This window comes from Anaerotruncus sp. 1XD42-93 (assembly GCF_009917605.1).
In the GTDB taxonomy this organism is placed as follows: Bacteria; Bacillota; Clostridia; order Oscillospirales; family Ruminococcaceae; genus Anaerotruncus.
This window is the reverse complement of record NZ_QZEG01000058.1, coordinates 1-15,995: the sequence shown is the minus strand read 5'-3', so window position 1 is coordinate 15,995 and position 15,995 is coordinate 1. Positions and strand designations below refer to the sequence as shown.

The following is a 15,995-nucleotide window of genomic DNA, read 5'->3' as shown; positions in this document are numbered from 1 at the left end:
TTTGCTGGTTTCCGCTGTTTCGGAAAGCACTCTGCGATTTGTTCGTATTGTTCTTTCTTCAGTTCCATTCCCTTATTATAGCATATCTTCGTTTGTGTGAACAGACTCTAAGGAAACCATTAAATTTAAAACACAAAGCATGGAATCAGAAATAAAGTGGGACATTTACTCTGCACTATGGGAGAACCGTGATTTTTATTACTTAATTCAAGCACCACGAATATATACGTTAATTCCAAAAAGAGTTTTTAAAGACCTAAACGAAAAACAGCTATTTGAAGAAATTGCACAATCAAGAGTAAAAACAATAAAGCATGTATAATGAACATACCCTACAATGAAACAATTTTCAGCTTATCGAGACTTTGAACAGATCCGAAAAATGTAATTTGAAGGGAGAAAGATTCAATGAAAGAATTTAGTCAAGAAGCAGAACTGGTCATGATTGAGCGTTTCGGGAAAGATACGATTATATCATTAGCAACAATAGAAAATGCAACGCCTTATGTGCGATATGTAAATGCCTATTACGAAGATGGTGCCTTTTATATCATTACCCATGCCCTCTCAAATAAAATGAAACATATAAAAGATAACTCTGTTGTTGCAATCGCCGGCGAATGGTTTACAGCGCACGGGAGAGGTATTAGCCTGGGTTATTTCAGAAAAAAAGAGAATTGTGTGATTGCTGAAAAGCTGAAAAAGGTCTTTGCTGAATGGATCGATAACGGCCATACTGATTTTGACGATGAAAACACTATCATTCTGCGTGTGGAATTAACAGATGGCCTGTTGCTCTCGCATGGTACAAAATATGAGTTTTAAGTTTTCAAATTTTCTACTTTGCTATGTCGAGTATTATCAGAGCTTGTCTTGAATATTTGCAGGCAGGCTGTTTAAGGAGGTTCCATGAAAGGATTTAACCGAGCAAATCAATTATTTTCCCTCTGCGGTTTGAATTGTGGGCTTTGCCCTATGTTCTTGAATAAATACTGTCCCGGTTGCGGTGGTGGTGAGGGGAATCAATCCTGCAAAATCGCAAGGTGCAGCATGGAGCACAACGGCGCTCAATACTGTTTCCAATGCAGCGAATACCCCTGTGAAAAATACAATCATATTGACGATTTTGATTCCTTTATAACACATCGAAATCGAAAAGCCGATATGGAAAAAGCCAAACAATTCGGGATAGACACTTATAATGCAGAACAGACGGAAAAAGCAAAAATCCTGGAGATTTTCTTGTCGGGCTATAATGATGGCCGCAAAAAGACACTCTTTTGTGTAGCCGTCAACCTGCTAGAACTGCAAGAACTGCAAACGGTACTTAGAGAAATTGATCGTAAACCTGATATGGGAACAATGACGATCAAAGAAAAAAGCGCATTTGTTGCCGGATTACTGCAGGATGCAGCAGCAACAAAAAATATTGACTTAAAGCTCCATAAGAAAAAGGGATAATTTGAATATGCTATGATTTTTACACATGAATCAATGCTTATAGATCATCTAATCTTCCCTTCCCCCAATTAAATATCTTTGAAATTGCGCCACATATTTTTGGTGGTGCTTTTTCTTTGTAATAAAACGCAAAGGTGTTGAAAGCCTTTGCTTTTTTTATTAACCAAACTCAATAAGGAGGCGATTTTTATGTGGAACATGATTACACACTTTCTTACATTCACCGGAGGAATGTCTGCCGGCGTTGTGCTGATGTGTCTTTTACAGACAGGAAAGCAGGCGGACGAAGAATTTGAAGATATGCAAAGGAGGTCTGAACATTGAAGTTAGTAATTGCAGAAAAGCCCTCTGTCGCCATGTCGCTGGCGGCAGTTCTGGGCGCAAATGAGAAAAAAGACGGCTACCTGGAGGGCGGCGGGTACCTGGTGAGCTGGTGCGTGGGGCACCTTTTGGAGCTGGCGCAGCCGGAGGCTTATGGGGAACAGTATGCCAGATGGCGCTATGGCGATCTGCCGATTCTGCCGGAAACATGGAAATATGAAGTGCCGAAGGACAAGAAAAAGCAGCTTGACCTTCTTTGCCGGCTGATGAAAGACAAACGGGTGGATTCCGTGGTATGCGCTACCGACGCCGGACGGGAGGGCGAACTGATCTTCCGTCTGGCCTATGAACACGCCGGATGTAAGAAACCGATGGAACGCCTCTGGATTTCCAGTATGGAGGATGCGGCGATCCGTGACGGGTTTGAACACCTGTGTCCTGGCAGCGATTACGATAAGCTCTATGACGCGGCGGTCTGCCGGGCCGGGGCTGACTGGCTGATCGGTATTAACGCCACCAGGCTTTTCTCTGTCCTGTATGGCGTCACGCTCAATGTGGGGCGCGTCATGTCACCCACGCTGTCCCTTTTAGTCCAGCGGGAGACGGATATTCAGGCATTTACGAGCAAGCCCTTTTATGTACCGGAGATTACCTGCGGCGGCTTTACTGCCTCCGGCGAAAAGCTGTCCGGGAAAAATGAAGCTGAAAAAATCCGCAGGGACTGTGACGGGCAGGGTGCTTTGGTGCTGTCCGTGGAAAAGCAGGTCAAGACGGTGCAGCCGCCCCGCCTGTATGACCTGACAACTTTGCAGCGGGAATGTAACCGTATCTATGGCTATACGGCGCAACAGACCCTTGACTATGTGCAATCCCTCTATGAGAAAAAGCTGGCGACCTATCCCCGGACGGACAGCCAGTATTTGACCGAGGATATGCAGGCAACCGCCGCTTCCCTGGTTCTCTGGCTGCGGGAACATATGCCCTTTGGGAAAGGCTGTGCCGGGAAACCGGATATTGACCGGGTGACGGATGGAAGCAAAGTCACCGACCATCATGCGATTATTCCTACGGTGGAGATTGCCCGGACGGATTTATCGGAGCTCCCTTCCGGGGAACGGGATGTACTGACGCTGATCGCCGCAAGACTGCTTTCTGCCACGGCCCAGGCGCACCGGTTCGAGGCGGTGACGGCGGTTCTGGACTGCCGAGGTAATTCCTTTACAGCAAAAGGAAAAACCGTATTGCAGGCCGGATGGAAGGAAGTGGAACACCTCTACCGCATGGGATTTAAAGAATTCAAACCGGAGGATGACGGGGACACGGATGCCTCCCTCCCCGTGCTGCAGGAGGGGCAGATTTTTGAAACGGTCTCTGCCAGCGTCCGGGAAGGCAAAACCTCCCCGCCAAAACACTACACGGAGGATTCGCTTCTGGCGGCTATGGAGACCGCCGGCGCCGGGGATATGCCGGAGGATGCCGAGCGCAAGGGATTAGGCACCCCGGCCACCCGTGCGGCTACGCTGGAAAAACTGGTCTCTGCCGGATTTGTGCAGCGGAAGAAAAAGCAGCTTATCCCAACGGAAAAAGGTACGAACCTGATCCTGGTCCTGCCGGACAATATCAAATCGCCTACGCTCACCGCGGAATGGGAATCCATGTTGAAGCAGGTGGAACGCGGCGAACTGGCCGCAGAATCCTTTATGGGGCAGATTGCGGATATGAGCCGGACGCTGGTAAAGGAGCATACCGCCCCGGAGGAACGCTTTGCCGGCCTGTTCCCGGATGCAAAAAGAAACGGGCGTGAGGCTGTCGGCGCCTGCCCTCGCTGCGGCGGAGCCGTATATGAAGGCAAGAAAGGGTTCTTTTGTGATAACCGGGACTGTGCCTTTGCGCTGTGGAAAGACAATAAATTCTTTTCCGGAAAGAAAAAATCCATAACAAAATCCGTGGCGGCGGCCCTTCTGAAAGAGGGCCGCGTTTCCATGTCCGGGCTTTACAGCGAAAAAACGGGAAAGACCTATGACGCAGTGGTGCTGCTGGACGATACAGGCGGAAAATATGTGAATTTCAAGCTGGAATTTCCGGCTAAGAAAGGCAGGAGGAAATGAACAGGCCGCCCTCACGGGAACTGACCAGGCAGGAACGGGCAAGGGTCCGAAGGCTGGTAACAGACCTGTGCGCCAACCATGACAATCAGGATAGGCTCTGCCTCCCCTTAGACTGCCCCTGTTATATGCTGCAAAAATGGTGGACCGGCTCTTTCTGCCGGTACTTTCAGGAGGCGGTGCTGCCGGTGGACCCGGCGCTGGAATCTGCCATTATTGGCGAGGATACTTCCCTGAAACAGAAAACATGCCCGGTCTGTGGGAAAGCCTATCTGCCTACCACCAGCCAGGCGTATTGTTCGGATTCCTGCCGCGCCTTTGCCAGACGGAAATCCGAGCGGGAACGCAAGCGCCGGAGCAGGAAAAATTAAGGGCAATATGTCCGCAACTTAACCAAAATGAGGCTTGATTTTCAAGGCTTTCGGGACCCGGTTTGAAGGGCGGCTGTATTAGAATACTCTGACGCCCCAAAACGGGTATAAGCTGCGGACAAATAAACAAACGGGAGGGATGCGGATAGAAAAGACAGCGATTACAAAAGAGCTCATGCGGATTGATACCAAGAGGCAGATAATTGATATACAGCAGATTGATAACCGGCGCTTTATGTATAACCCGAAAACCGGCATATTGGTTTTAGGCTATCAGTATGCAGCTACAAGTACAATGGTTTCCAGCCATGCCAACGAACTGGCCGATGCCGGGATCACAAAAGGCTATGACGATTTTGTCCGGGGCTGGATCGGCACCGGCGGGGACTATCCCAAAGGGGTGATCCACTTTGCTCCCTGTGTGGATAAGAGAAATATCAAGCTGTTTGACCGGGCTTTTGACACACTGAAAATGTTTCAGGAAAACGGCGCGCTGGCGGGCACGGCGGTCCGTGGCTTCGGGGAACGCTGGGAGCAGCCATTATCCGATATTTTTACGGATATGCGGGAACCGGAGCAGAAACCCTCTGTCCGTAAGCAGCTAAAGAAACAGCCGGAGGCAAAAGCCACCCGGCAGAAAACCAATCATCAACAGGAACGATAGGAGGCGATTTTTTGAATATCAACACGATCACAACCGATGACCTGCGGAGTATGGAGGGCAAAGACGGCCTGATCCTGCAGGGATGCGGCGGGGACTTGAAGGAATGGGTGGACGGAATCAATGAGATGTTTACCGAGGCGGGTATTTTGAAGGACGGCAGCAAATTTGAGGATGTTTCCACTTTCCAGTATGGGGAGCTTACCTGTCTGCTCTATCCCTTCGAGGATGTGAAGCTGGACATCGGGAAACTTGCCGTGTGGCGTTTACAGACCCATGAAAATTTTGGCGGTACCTGGCTGTCCGATTTTGTACCGAACCGTCTGGGCGGTTTTATCGGGGAGCCTTCGCCGGAGCCGGAAAAACCAGATTGTGCGCTGATCGGCCAGGACGGTAATATCTTCAACCTGGTGGGGATTGCTGCCCGTACCCTGCGGGAGCATGACCTGAAGGACCAGGCAAAGGAAATGAAGGACCGGGTGTTTGCTTGCGGCAGTTACGGGGAGGCGCTTTGTATCATTGGCGAGTATGTCAATATCACGGATTCCGAAGCGGAGCCGGAGCACAGGCCTTCCCTCCGGCAGCAGATAAAAGACGCAAAACAGACGGAACCACCCCAAAAGCAGAAACCATCAAAACAGCAGGAACGATAAGGAGGATCAGAATGGGAAAAGAAACAACCTACGGCGTATGGGCGGTGCGCAGCGGCGCTTCTATCTTCGGCCATGCCGAGGCGTGGTGCAAGGAAGATGGAAAGCCTTTGGAATTTGATACCCGCGAGTCTGCGGAGGCTTATGCCAGAGAAATGAACAGCAAAACCACCGCCAATGTCCATTATTACGCACAGGAGAAAGAACCGGAACCGGGCGCCGTCAGAAAGACTTCCGCACAGGCACAGCCGGATTTGGATGCCCGCGCCCATGAGGAAATGACACCGAGAAATGACGGGGCAGAAAAGCAGAACGAGATTCCCGGCAGACAGGTCATGCCGGAGACGGACCCGCTAGTGGAAATCCGCTCTGCGGTCCACAGCAACTATGCGGGCATGGTCGCCATGCTGGGCGCGGATAACCGGGTGTACCTGGGGCGTGAGGAATGCTGCCACTACCAGGATATGCAGGCGTCCTATTATGACAATCAGGACGGCTCCCTGTGCTTTGTCTGCGACCAGCCGGATATGTACTATTTTCTTTACGGGGAGGGCTGGGCGCATACCCAGGCGGAAATGCTGGAGCGCGGCCTTACCCTGCGCCAGTATGAGGAATTTGCGAGGCTTCGGGACGGCGTGCTCTCACAGTTTACACCGAACCGGGAAATCCTGTTCGCCGGACAGCCCTTCCAGCCGCCGGAGAGCTATCTGCATAATGCGGAGCTTTACGAGGAAGGACAGACCGGAAACTACAATATGCTGGATGGCCGGCTCAATAATGAGCCGCCTGTGCGCCCTGACCTGACAGACGGGCAGACTTATGAGGAAATCCAGGAGCTTGCCCCTGAAACATTTCCGGAAGAAAAAACCTCTCTTATGGAAAAGCTGAAAGCAGACCGCCCGGAACATGAGGCCAGGCAGATTGCCCCTCCTGCGCCGGAAAGGGAACGCTGATGCCGGCGGTAAAATTCGAGGGCGTGGACGTACTGGACTTTTTAGGGAAAGTTGTAGAGCTGCACACACAGCATTATAAGGATGATTTTGATATTGACAAAGAGCTGATACAAAATCTTGCAGCCTGCAGAAATGGGGAGAATGAACAGCTCTTATGGATGTCCAGGACCTGCGGCACGTACTGTTTATGGGAAAGGGATGTTTACCTGCAGGATAGCCACGAAAATAAGGTGTGGCGGTTTTACCATGAGCAGACGAAAGATTCTATCCTGGCGTATGCAATCCGGCTGGACGGCATACAGGACGGGAAAGTCACCGGCTGTATCTGGCCTCTCGATTATCACGCCCACGTGGAGCGGGTCAAGCAGCTTTCCTGTGAGATTGAAAAAGTATCGGTATTGTTCCAGGATGGTACACAGGCGGTATTCCCCTATGATTCCTATATGCAGCAGATTAACATGTTTAAGGCAGAGCATGGAACTTCCAAATGTGTGACCTGGCTGCCGGAAAGTGAGCGGGAATTACAAACAATCCTGCGGCGGGAGCATGTTAAGCGGGATTACCATGCAAAGCCCGGTGATATTCAGGAATATATGGATAGCCTGAAAAAGAGCACACTGCGGGGGAAACTGAAAGAGGTGCAGGCGGCAGCCGCTTTCACCCAGAAACCGCCTTCCCATAAAAAGGAGCCGGAACGATGAAGGCCGGGCATAACAAAAAATCCGTCCGGGTGGAATTCGTCATGTCTGAACAGGAGGCGGAGCTGGTAAAGGGGCGCATGGCGGAGCTCGGCATTACCAACCTCTCCGCATATCTCCGCAAGATGGCGGTAGACGGTTATATCATCCATCTGGATATGAGCGACATTCAGGAAATGATACGGCTCCTTCGTATCTGCTCCAATAACTTAAACCAGTACACCAGACGTGCCAATGAGACCGGGAGTATTTATGCTGCCGACGTGGACGATCTGCACACCCGCCTGGACAGTTTGTGGGATGGCATGGATAAGCTGCTGCGGGGATTTGCGAACATTTCGTAAACAGGAAAAAACGCTGTTGCTTTCCGGCAGCCGGCACGGTAGAATTTTGATAGAGGGGCAAATATGTTTCTCTTTGAAACACCCTCCGGGCATACCTGATTGTCCTGAAAAAACGGACATGGAAAAGGAAAGGAGGCGGGCGTATGCGTCTGATTGGTAAATTGCTGGCACTTCCCTTTGTACTGGTTACGGGGATTCTTTATCTGGTGTGCAAATTCCTTGTGGTGGTCTCCGGCGCTGTGCTGGGGATTCTATCGGGGATCGTATTTCTGGCGGCGCTGGCACTGTTCTTTGCAGCCGGATTCTGGCCGGGGCTTTCATGGCTGGGGATTGCGTTCCTGATCAGCCCCTACGGTCTGCCAATGGCGGCGGCCTGGCTGGTGGGGATTATCGGCGGAGCAAACAGCGCACTAAAGGATTTTGTATTTGGTTAAACAGTTTCGGCGGGGCTCGTTGGCAGCCCCGCCTTTTTTCTATAATTATGGCTGTCTGCTATGGCAGCTTTTTGATTGGAGGGATTTCATTGAAAGATACAACGCCAATTTATTTTCATTCTGCCACCTATGCGCATGAGCATGGGGAACTGAATCAGTACCGTGCTTCCCACAAGGCAAACATTGCGTGTAAGGAGGCAATCGAACAGGCCATTGCGGACAACTACCGGGACAACCGCTTAGGCCCCGCATGTGTGCAGCAGGTCTTACAGCAATTTGATCCTGATCGGATTTTCTATGTCCTTGCCAACACGGTCCGGCAGAAAGATTATGATGGGCGGATTTCCCATGATAACAAAACCTGGGCGCAGACAATCCCGGTCTGTGAGGATAAGGATGGTTTCGGATATGACCGGAATGTTTACTTTGTTGTGGACCGCAGCCATACAGGGCTGATGGATTTATTTCTCACGCAGGCAAGACGGGAGTGTGCGCTGGCACAGGAGAAACCGTCTGTCCGCGACAGCCTGAATAAAAGCGCCGGGCAGCAGGCGGCGCATAGTGATAAACCGAAAATGAAAAAAGAACAGGCACGATAACAGGGCCGGTTTTACAGTAAGGGGGTGATGGGATGGCGACCACACGGCTCATGCCGCTGCACGTTGGGAAAGGCCGGGATGTCTCCACGGCCATAGCGGACATCATTGACTATGTGGAGAATCCGCAGAAAACCGATTTTGGAAAATTCATTTATGGCTATGAGTGCGACACCCGGACCGCCGATGCGGAGTTTCTTTTATCCAAGCGTCAGTATGCGAACCTGACCGGACGTAACCGGGGCGCGGATGATGTGATTGCCTACCATCTCCGGCAGGCGTTCAAGCCCGGCGAGGTCACGCCGGAAGAAGCGAACCAGATCGGGCGGGAGCTGGCATTAAAGCTGACGAAGGGAAACCATGCTTTTGTTGTCTGCACCCATGTGGATAAACACCATGTCCATAATCACATTATCATAAACTCTACTACGCTGGACTGTCAGAAAAAATTCCGCAACTTCTGGGGCTCTACCTGGGCGATCCGGCGCATGAATGACAAGCTGTGCCTGGAGCATGGGCTTTCCATTGTAGAGAATCCGAAGCCCAGCCGGGACCATTACGGCACCTGGATGGGAAGTCAGAAACAGCCTTCCCACCAGGAACGGCTGCGATGGGCTATCGATGCTGCCCTGGAAGAAAAGCCGAAAGACTTTGGAGAACTTTTGAAAAAGCTGGAGGCGGCTGGGATTGAAGTCAACCAAGAGCGGAAGTACCTCCGTTTTCGCCTGTCACCGGAAGATAGATATACCCGGTGTGATACGCTAAAGGGCGACTATACCGAGCAGGCCATCAAAGAACGGATCGCCGGCACCCGGACGGTGAAGCCGCGCCGTACCTCTCCCCAAAAGCCAGTTTCCAAAGTCGGGCTGCTGGTGGATATTGAGGCGGCAATCCGTTCCGGCAAAGGGCCGGGGTATGAACGCTGGGCGAAGGTTTTTAACTTAAAACAGCTTTCCCAGGCGGTGATCTATCTCAAAGAGCATGGCGATATGAGCTATGAGGATTTGCAGAAAAAATCAGACGCCACTACCGCCAGCTTTAATGCACTGTCGGTCCAGATCAAGGAGCTGGAATCGCAGATGACCGCCAATGGAGAGCTGCAGAAACAGATCGTAAATTATGCCAAGACGCGGGCGGTCTATGTGGAATACCGGAAAGCCGGGTACAGCAAAAAATTCCGTGTGGCGCATGAGACGGAAATCCTTCTGCACCAGGCGGCGAAGAAACACTTTGACGAGCTGGGGATCACAAAGCTGCCCTCCATCAAATCTCTGCGGGAGGAATACGCCGGACTTCTGGAACAGAAACGAAAAGCCTATTCTTCTTATAAGCAGGCCAGAGCCGATATGAAAGAGCTTTATAATGTTAAAGCCAATGTGGACTATCTGTTGGGCGGGTCTGTGATGGAACGGGAGCGGGATAATGCACGCCAGTGATAGTTTTGTGTTTTTAATCAGACTGCCTAAATTATAATGCAATGTTCAGGAAAGAAATTTTTCAAAAACTATTGACTTTGACGTTCCGTCATACCGTAGAATAAGGTTACAAAATATTGAAAGGAAGTACAAAATATGAGCATCCTAAAAGTACAGGCCGTTCGCTCTGACGGTATCTACAGAAAAATCATGGAAGCGCCAGCTTCTAAAAAAAATGATATTTATCGCTATGAAATGATGAAGCCTTTTGAAAAGAAGTGGGCCTGCTACAATGTGCCAATGAAGGCTGCACAACCGAATGGCTATGATGTTATTATGGCAAGTGGTATGTTGGGCTTTCTTCTGCCAGAAAAAATTGATGAAACATGGGCCCAAAGTATTACACTGTTGGACGACAACCAATTTTGGGATAATTGTCAAAAGTCTATCGAGCGGTCATTAAAGTGTTTTTCCGATGCTGGAATAGAATTTCCTGTGAAAGAATATTTATACACTGTTTTGCTGGCTGACCCCCAAAATCCTTATTCGATAATGAATGACAATTACTGTGGAGATGGAGGTATTCCCGGCTACATTTTTACATGGCTTGTTCCATCTGAACACACTAAGAGCAGACTTCCCGTAGCGTTGGCACATGAAACAAATCATAATGTCCGTTTCCAGTTTATAAAATGGCACAATGACATTACTCTTGCTGAAATGATGATAAGTGAGGGCCTTGCTGAAAACTTTGCTACTTACCTATATGGTGAGGAAAATGTAGGACCGTGGGTAAGCAAGACAGATATGGAAACTTTGAACGGATATATTAAACCCATCATCCAGGAAGGGCTGGATGTACAAGGCTTAGATAACCTGACAGCATATCTATATGGTGATGAAATGGCTCAAATGCAAAATTATTTTCCTGTTGGTTTACCCTATTGTGCTGGATATGCTTGTGGCTATCATATGATAAAATATTATCTGAAAAAAACAGGAAAATCTATCATTGAAGCTACCATGACACCTGCTGATGAAATACTAAAAGAAGTGGAGGGATTTTGGAATGAATCCTAAAAAAATGATGATTCATGAGGTTGCAAAGCTGACCGGTATTACGATACGTACTTTGCATTATTATGATGAAATCGGTCTGTTGGAACCTACCAAAGCAGATAAGACAAAATATCGTTTATATTCCGAAAATGATTTAGAGAAGTTACAACAAATTCTATTTTACCGTGAAGTGGGGTTTTCTCTAAAAGAGATCAAGGCATTATTATCAGCACCCGTATATAATAAACGAGAAGCGCTAGAAAGACATTTAGAACTTCTCAATCTTAGAAAAAAGAAGATAGAGGGACTTATTTGCTTAGTCAACGATACTTTGGCCGGAAAGAGTGATTACTCGTTTACAGCATTTTCAAATGCAGAAATTTCTGCTCTACAAGAAAAATATAGGAATGAAGTTATCGGACGTTGGGGCAGCACCCATGAGTATCAAGAGTTTTCTTCTTTTTTTTCAGCCAGAGCCGAAAAAGAGAGAAATCAGAAGTGGAATGATTTTTTAATATATTCCCAAAATGTCTTTGAACGACTGGCGGAATATAAGGCAGAAGCACCTACTTTACCCGCCGTCCAATCTATTGTTGCAGAGTGGCAAGAGTATATTTCTGAAAACTTCTATCCCTGTTCGGATGATATGCTGATGTATCTGGGCGAACTCTATCAAACAGACGAACGGTTTGCCGAGTACATCAACAGATTTGCTACATGGAATGTTGCAGAGTTTTTTGGTGAAGCAATTAAAGTCTATTGCTGTAATCGCTAATAACCTATTGTATCTACCTGGCGGTGGAAAAGAAAAACGTTGCTAAGCAGCTCCTTTCCCACGCTCCTATTACATTTTACTGACGGTAACTTTAAGAAATCAAGACCGCCATGCCGTTTTACTATAGCTATGATAAGGTTTTTTTCTTTTTCTATCTTCATGTATAAAGATTTCAGCGTTCCAACGGAACGCGCAGCCATCACCGCAGGTGATGATCTCAGGGGTTTGGGGACATGTCACCAACAAGCATTTTGGCAGGAATACCGGAAACGGATTCCTGCCAAAATACGCAATCTTACGGAAGATTGCATTGCTTGCCATTTTGTGGTGACTAGGAAAAAGTTCTCATACCATGAACAGCATTGATAGACTGAACGAAAGACGGTACAATGAGGATGCAGCAAGTAACATATAAAGCTGTAATGAGATAAAAGTACAAATATAGTTAGAGTAGGTGGTGAAACGATGTTTCGGATAGGAGAATTTTCAAAGCTGACGCAGGTATCTATTCGTATGCTCCGCTATTATGACGAAGTGGGCATTCTGAAGCCGGCAGAGGTTGACAAGTGGACGGGACACCGACTGTATTCGGTGGAGCAAATACCGCGTCTGAATAAAATCCTGTATTTGAGGGATAGTGGGCTGAATGTTTCAGAAATCGCGCTTGCCCTGACGATGGACAAGCAATCACTTCTTACACAGCTCGACAAAAAGTGCATAGAGATAGAGAATGCAATACAGGCCGAACGAGAAAAGCTACGGAAGATCGAACTTGCAAAAAGTGAGATACGGGGTGGTAAAGGAGAACTGCACTATAACATCTTCGTTAAGTCAATCCCTGCGTATCAGGTGCTGTCCTTGCGGAAAGTTGTACCAACCTACTATTCCGAGGGCGACTTATGGAAAGAACTTTCTGCTTTTACTGGTGCGCAAAAAATAGAAATAACGAGCAATACATTTTCCATTTATCACGATACAGAATTTCGGGAGACAGATGTTGATATTGAGCTATGTGCTCCGGTAAAGAAAATGGGAAAGGCAAAAGAACCATTTTGTTTTCGCATGACAGAACCAGTCCCGTATATGGCTTGCACAATGGTCTATGGAGATTTTGCAAATATAAAAGGAGCCTACCTTGCCTTTGCCGAATGGCTACAGAAAAACAGCGAATACAAAATGTCTAACCCTATGCGTCAAATCGTACATAGAGGCCCGTGGAATGAGAATAATCCTGAAAAATATTTGATTGAACTTCAAATACCGCTGGAACACATATGATTGTGCAGGCTTTGAAATGTCCTGCTAAAAATGCAGGGCATTTTTTATTTTTCCCCGTTGCATCTCACATGGTGTGAGGTCTTATACTGGATTTACCAACAAAGCAAGGAGGAAAAATATGACCTATCAATTAAAAGCCATTGGCAAAGTAAAAAATGATGAAACCGGCACATTTATTCAGTTAGAGCCGGAGTATATTCCCGGACTGCAGGCCTTAGAGGGATTCAGCCATATCAATGTCCTTTGGTGGTTCAGCGATTGCGACAACGACGCAGACCGGAATAAATTACAGACAGAACAGCCCTATAAAGGCGCATCCGAAGTCATGGGCGTATTTGCGACACGATCTCCTGCACGTCCGAACCCTATTGCATTAACAACGTCTGAAATTATCAGTATTGATTTTACCAACGGCATGATTCGTGTTACATTCATTGACGCAAACGATAATACACCCGTACTCGACATCAAGCCCTACACTCCGAGTTTTGACAGGGTTGAAACGCCCGGTGTTCCCGCATGGTGCAGAGAATGGCCGAAAAGTACAGAAGCGTCCAGCTGTTTCGATTGGGGACAGGTGTTCAACTTTTAAGGGGGTGACTTATGAAATTACAGGATTTTGTTCAGGATAAACCTATTCTTGAAACGGAGCAGCTTATCCTGCGCCCTCTGCGAAAAGAAGATGTTGCGGATTTGAAAGAATGGCTGGGAGACAGTTCCGTTTACCGGTATTGGGGCAAACGTCCCGGAAAAAGCGACTTAAATCCAGAATTACTTTTCCAAAAGCCGGAGAAACCTACGAAAAGTTTTCATTGGGGTGTTGTACACAAACAGGATCATAAAGTTATTGGCGATATGTGGGTGTATCTCATTGAGAATGACCGCATGGCAAAAGTGGCATTTCGCCTTTCACCTGCCTATCAAGGGAACAGACTTATGACAGAAGCGCTGGCGAGAGTAACTATCTTCTGCTTTGAAGAAACGGAATTACAGCGTTTATGGGCTGATGTTCATGTACAAAATATTGCATCGTATAAAACTTTGGAAAAAGCAGGCTTCAAGCGTGAAGGACTTATCCGTGAGGGGAAAATGATAAACACATACTGCGATTACTATTTGTACGGTATGACTAAAGCTGATTATATTGAAATCACCGATAAGGGGCTACCCCCTTACGAGCACTGTGAACGCTTTTTCCGAAAAAACTGAAACCATATAGACCCAATCTGAAGGTTGACGGCAAAAGAAAAAACCGTCGTGCAGCAACCCTTATTCCATGTCTCTGTTTTACAAAGTGCATTTTCTTAATCAAAAAGCGCATTGCGTGAAAAGCCTGGCAAAAAATAAAATGATATAATTTGAACATCAAATATAGGAGGTGCCGCAATGCACGCATATGAAGCAATCGAACAATCCTTGACTTATATCGAGGAACACCTGACAAAAGAAATTTCAACGGAAGAACTGGCAGATACTGTAGGTCTGTCCCCCTTTTATTTTCAGCGCTTGTTCAAGCGGCTGGTAAATAAACCGGTTCAGGAATATGTGAAGCTCCGCCGTCTGGCAAAGGTTATTGAAAATCTGAAAAGTACCGAACAGAGGATTCTTGACGCTGCCTTGGACTATGGCTTTTCAAGCCATGCGAATTTTACACGGGCTTTCAAGGAAACGTATGGGATTACGCCTGAAAACTACAGGAGGGATTTACCAATGCTCAATACATTCGACAAGCCGGAAGTTTCTATGAATTATGTTTTAGTAGACGAAGGGGTTCCGCTGGTGGTAGGAAATATCGTCTTGGAAATCCAGAGAAAGACATTGGATAAACCGGAAATTTATTTCGGCTTGGAAACGGAAGTTCGCATTTCTGAACAAATGCCGGTTGGTGAAAGTACAGGTGTAGATGTGCCAGGACAGCTTTGGAAGCGCTACCATATGGAGAAGGCTTCAATCGCAGCCAATCTAAATACTACTGTAGAAATGGGAATGTCCCATACGGAAGGTACTTCACAAAACCTTTTCACTTATTTTGCAGGTGGCCTTGTTCAAAATATTCCGGAGCGGCTGCAGGATGGTTTTGTTAAGAGAGAACTCTCGGCAGGAGAATACATCGTTTGCAGAGTCGAAGCAGAAAATTTTGAAGATTTGGTAACGGTTGCTTTAGACCAGGCCAGTAAATACCTTTTTGGTATATGGCTGCCCCACCACAATTTAACCACGGAGCCTTTCTCGGCAGAAAAGTATTATCGTGACTCAGACGGTATGACTTGTATGGAAATTTGGGTCAAGCCCCTGCCGCTGAAAAATAAAAGCTAAGGAGGAATTTATAATGGATTGGAATGCGCTATATTCAAATGAAAAATCTCCATCATTGGAGCAAGTCACGGAATACATTAACAATCCGTTATGGATAGACTTTAATAACCGTATCCAGTTCACCTATCGGACCAGGCCCTGCATGGAATACAGCCGTTGTTCCATGCAGGCAGGCTGGAATATTAAGTATAAAAAAGGTGGAAAGTCACTTTGTACGCTCTATCCAATGCAAGGCTATTTTATCGCTCTCGTGGTTGTAGGAAGTCATGAACTTATGGAGGCAGAGTTTCTTATGCCGCAATGTTCCGACTATGTGCAGACAGTATTCAAAAACACAAAAACTGGAAATAGACAGAAATGGTTGATGCTGGAGGTACGGGATAGAGGAATTATGGATGATGTATTTAGTCTCATCAATCTCAGAAAGCGTATACCGTCATAACAGGAAATGAAAACACAATATTTGACAAGCCCTAATGAAGATAATTAGGGCTTGTTTGAAAAATAGTGAAGGCTGAGCTAAATCAACAAAATAGCGATAGCGGCAATGTAAACGAA

Annotated in this window: 21 protein-coding genes; all 21 read left to right on the top strand. The window is 47.2% G+C overall.

The genetic code is table 11. The annotated features are described in order from the left end of the window. The first annotated feature begins 118 nt into the window (after positions 1-118). The 21 genes from D5269_RS14810 (at position 119) to D5269_RS14710 (ending at position 15,879) form a co-directional block, all read left to right on the top strand. Positions 119-322, top strand: coding sequence for a YcxB family protein (locus D5269_RS14810; protein WP_256374382.1), 204 nt, complete (start codon positions 119-121; stop codon positions 320-322). 86 nt (positions 323-408) lie between these two features. Next, entirely contained in the window at positions 409-825 is a 417-nt protein-coding gene (locus D5269_RS14805) for a pyridoxamine 5'-phosphate oxidase family protein (RefSeq protein WP_065535474.1), read from the top strand. An 84-nt stretch (positions 826-909) separates the two neighbouring features. Further along, a complete protein-coding gene (locus D5269_RS14800) occupies positions 910-1,461 on the top strand; it encodes a DUF3795 domain-containing protein (RefSeq protein ID WP_120486554.1) in 552 nt (183 codons plus the stop codon). Positions 1,462-1,650: 189 nt separating this feature from the next. Then, complete coding sequence (locus tag D5269_RS14795) at positions 1,651-1,785, top strand: DUF3789 domain-containing protein (RefSeq protein WP_082349908.1); 135 nt, start codon at positions 1,651-1,653, stop codon at positions 1,783-1,785. Continuing rightward, entirely contained in the window at positions 1,782-3,890 is a 2,109-nt protein-coding gene (locus tag D5269_RS14790; protein WP_120486553.1) for a DNA topoisomerase 3, read from the top strand. The genes D5269_RS14795 and D5269_RS14790 overlap by 4 nt, the downstream gene beginning before the upstream one ends. Beyond that, positions 3,887-4,258 (top strand): cysteine-rich VLP protein, encoded by a 372-nt coding sequence (locus D5269_RS14785; protein ID WP_120486552.1) that lies wholly within the window; start codon positions 3,887-3,889, stop codon positions 4,256-4,258. Before D5269_RS14790 ends, D5269_RS14785 begins: the two co-directional genes overlap by 4 nt. Positions 4,259-4,397: 139 nt before the next feature. Continuing rightward, entirely contained in the window at positions 4,398-4,922 is a 525-nt protein-coding gene (locus tag D5269_RS14780) for a hypothetical protein (protein ID WP_120486551.1), read from the top strand. Positions 4,923-4,933: 11 nt separating this feature from the next. Next, positions 4,934-5,572, top strand: a complete 639-nt coding sequence (locus tag D5269_RS14775) for a hypothetical protein (RefSeq protein WP_120486550.1) — start codon at positions 4,934-4,936, stop codon at positions 5,570-5,572. A gap of 11 nt (positions 5,573-5,583) precedes the next feature. Continuing rightward, positions 5,584-6,522 (top strand): DUF4316 domain-containing protein, encoded by a 939-nt coding sequence (locus tag D5269_RS14770; RefSeq protein ID WP_120486549.1) that lies wholly within the window; start codon positions 5,584-5,586, stop codon positions 6,520-6,522. Next, a complete protein-coding gene (locus D5269_RS14765) occupies positions 6,522-7,223 on the top strand; it encodes a hypothetical protein (RefSeq protein ID WP_120486548.1) in 702 nt (233 codons plus the stop codon). Before D5269_RS14770 ends, D5269_RS14765 begins: the two co-directional genes overlap by 1 nt. Beyond that, on the top strand, positions 7,220-7,564 hold the full coding sequence (gene mobC / locus D5269_RS14760) for a plasmid mobilization relaxosome protein MobC (protein WP_120486547.1): 345 nt from the start codon (positions 7,220-7,222) through the stop codon (positions 7,562-7,564). Before D5269_RS14765 ends, mobC begins: the two co-directional genes overlap by 4 nt. A gap of 143 nt (positions 7,565-7,707) precedes the next feature. After that, a complete protein-coding gene (locus D5269_RS14755; RefSeq protein ID WP_120486546.1) occupies positions 7,708-7,998 on the top strand; it encodes a CD1845 family protein in 291 nt (96 codons plus the stop codon). An 89-nt stretch (positions 7,999-8,087) separates the two neighbouring features. Further along, positions 8,088-8,597: a DUF3849 domain-containing protein gene (locus D5269_RS14750; protein ID WP_120486545.1), complete on the top strand. Its 510-nt coding sequence runs from the start codon at positions 8,088-8,090 to the stop codon at positions 8,595-8,597. A gap of 32 nt (positions 8,598-8,629) precedes the next feature. Continuing rightward, positions 8,630-10,030: a relaxase/mobilization nuclease domain-containing protein gene (locus D5269_RS14745; protein WP_120486544.1), complete on the top strand. Its 1,401-nt coding sequence runs from the start codon at positions 8,630-8,632 to the stop codon at positions 10,028-10,030. 135 nt (positions 10,031-10,165) lie between these two features. After that, complete coding sequence (locus D5269_RS14740; RefSeq protein WP_120486543.1) at positions 10,166-11,089, top strand: DUF2268 domain-containing protein; 924 nt, start codon at positions 10,166-10,168, stop codon at positions 11,087-11,089. Then, positions 11,079-11,843, top strand: coding sequence for a MerR family transcriptional regulator (locus tag D5269_RS14735; protein WP_120486542.1), 765 nt, complete (start codon positions 11,079-11,081; stop codon positions 11,841-11,843). Before D5269_RS14740 ends, D5269_RS14735 begins: the two co-directional genes overlap by 11 nt. 465 nt (positions 11,844-12,308) lie before the next feature. Continuing rightward, entirely contained in the window at positions 12,309-13,121 is an 813-nt protein-coding gene (locus tag D5269_RS14730; protein ID WP_120486541.1) for an effector binding domain-containing protein, read from the top strand. A gap of 118 nt (positions 13,122-13,239) precedes the next feature. Next, complete coding sequence (tsaA, locus tag D5269_RS14725; RefSeq protein WP_120486540.1) at positions 13,240-13,713, top strand: tRNA (N6-threonylcarbamoyladenosine(37)-N6)-methyltransferase TrmO; 474 nt, start codon at positions 13,240-13,242, stop codon at positions 13,711-13,713. A gap of 11 nt (positions 13,714-13,724) precedes the next feature. Next, positions 13,725-14,330, top strand: coding sequence for a GNAT family protein (locus D5269_RS14720; RefSeq protein WP_120486539.1), 606 nt, complete (start codon positions 13,725-13,727; stop codon positions 14,328-14,330). A gap of 177 nt (positions 14,331-14,507) precedes the next feature. Further along, complete coding sequence (locus D5269_RS14715) at positions 14,508-15,437, top strand: AraC family transcriptional regulator (protein WP_120486538.1); 930 nt, start codon at positions 14,508-14,510, stop codon at positions 15,435-15,437. 13 nt (positions 15,438-15,450) lie between these two features. Then, positions 15,451-15,879 carry a DUF3788 domain-containing protein gene (locus D5269_RS14710; protein WP_120486537.1) on the top strand — a complete coding sequence of 143 codons (429 nt, stop codon included), beginning with the start codon at positions 15,451-15,453 and terminating at the stop codon, positions 15,877-15,879. Positions 15,880-15,995 lie beyond the last annotated feature (116 nt).

Bases quoted from the DNA above. Each gene is read 5' to 3' on its own strand.
- tsaA (WP_120486540.1), top strand. From the start codon at position 13,240: ATGACCTATCAATTAAAAGCCATTGGCAAAGTAAAAAATGATGAAACC.
- D5269_RS14785 (WP_120486552.1), top strand. From the start codon at position 3,887: ATGAACAGGCCGCCCTCACGGGAACTGACCAGGCAGGAACGGGCAAGG.
- D5269_RS14805 (WP_065535474.1), top strand. From the start codon at position 409: ATGAAAGAATTTAGTCAAGAAGCAGAACTGGTCATGATTGAGCGTTTC.
- D5269_RS14755 (WP_120486546.1), top strand. From the start codon at position 7,708: ATGCGTCTGATTGGTAAATTGCTGGCACTTCCCTTTGTACTGGTTACG.
- D5269_RS14715 (WP_120486538.1), top strand. From the start codon at position 14,508: ATGCACGCATATGAAGCAATCGAACAATCCTTGACTTATATCGAGGAA.
- mobC (WP_120486547.1), top strand. From the start codon at position 7,220: ATGAAGGCCGGGCATAACAAAAAATCCGTCCGGGTGGAATTCGTCATG.
- D5269_RS14710 (WP_120486537.1), top strand. From the start codon at position 15,451: ATGGATTGGAATGCGCTATATTCAAATGAAAAATCTCCATCATTGGAG.
- D5269_RS14745 (WP_120486544.1), top strand. From the start codon at position 8,630: ATGGCGACCACACGGCTCATGCCGCTGCACGTTGGGAAAGGCCGGGAT.
- D5269_RS14735 (WP_120486542.1), top strand. From the start codon at position 11,079: ATGAATCCTAAAAAAATGATGATTCATGAGGTTGCAAAGCTGACCGGT.
- D5269_RS14800 (WP_120486554.1), top strand. From the start codon at position 910: ATGAAAGGATTTAACCGAGCAAATCAATTATTTTCCCTCTGCGGTTTG.
- D5269_RS14720 (WP_120486539.1), top strand. From the start codon at position 13,725: ATGAAATTACAGGATTTTGTTCAGGATAAACCTATTCTTGAAACGGAG.
- D5269_RS14795 (WP_082349908.1), top strand. From the start codon at position 1,651: ATGTGGAACATGATTACACACTTTCTTACATTCACCGGAGGAATGTCT.
- D5269_RS14765 (WP_120486548.1), top strand. From the start codon at position 6,522: ATGCCGGCGGTAAAATTCGAGGGCGTGGACGTACTGGACTTTTTAGGG.
- D5269_RS14780 (WP_120486551.1), top strand. From the start codon at position 4,398: ATGCGGATAGAAAAGACAGCGATTACAAAAGAGCTCATGCGGATTGAT.
- D5269_RS14770 (WP_120486549.1), top strand. From the start codon at position 5,584: ATGGGAAAAGAAACAACCTACGGCGTATGGGCGGTGCGCAGCGGCGCT.
- D5269_RS14730 (WP_120486541.1), top strand. From the start codon at position 12,309: ATGTTTCGGATAGGAGAATTTTCAAAGCTGACGCAGGTATCTATTCGT.
- D5269_RS14740 (WP_120486543.1), top strand. From the start codon at position 10,166: ATGAGCATCCTAAAAGTACAGGCCGTTCGCTCTGACGGTATCTACAGA.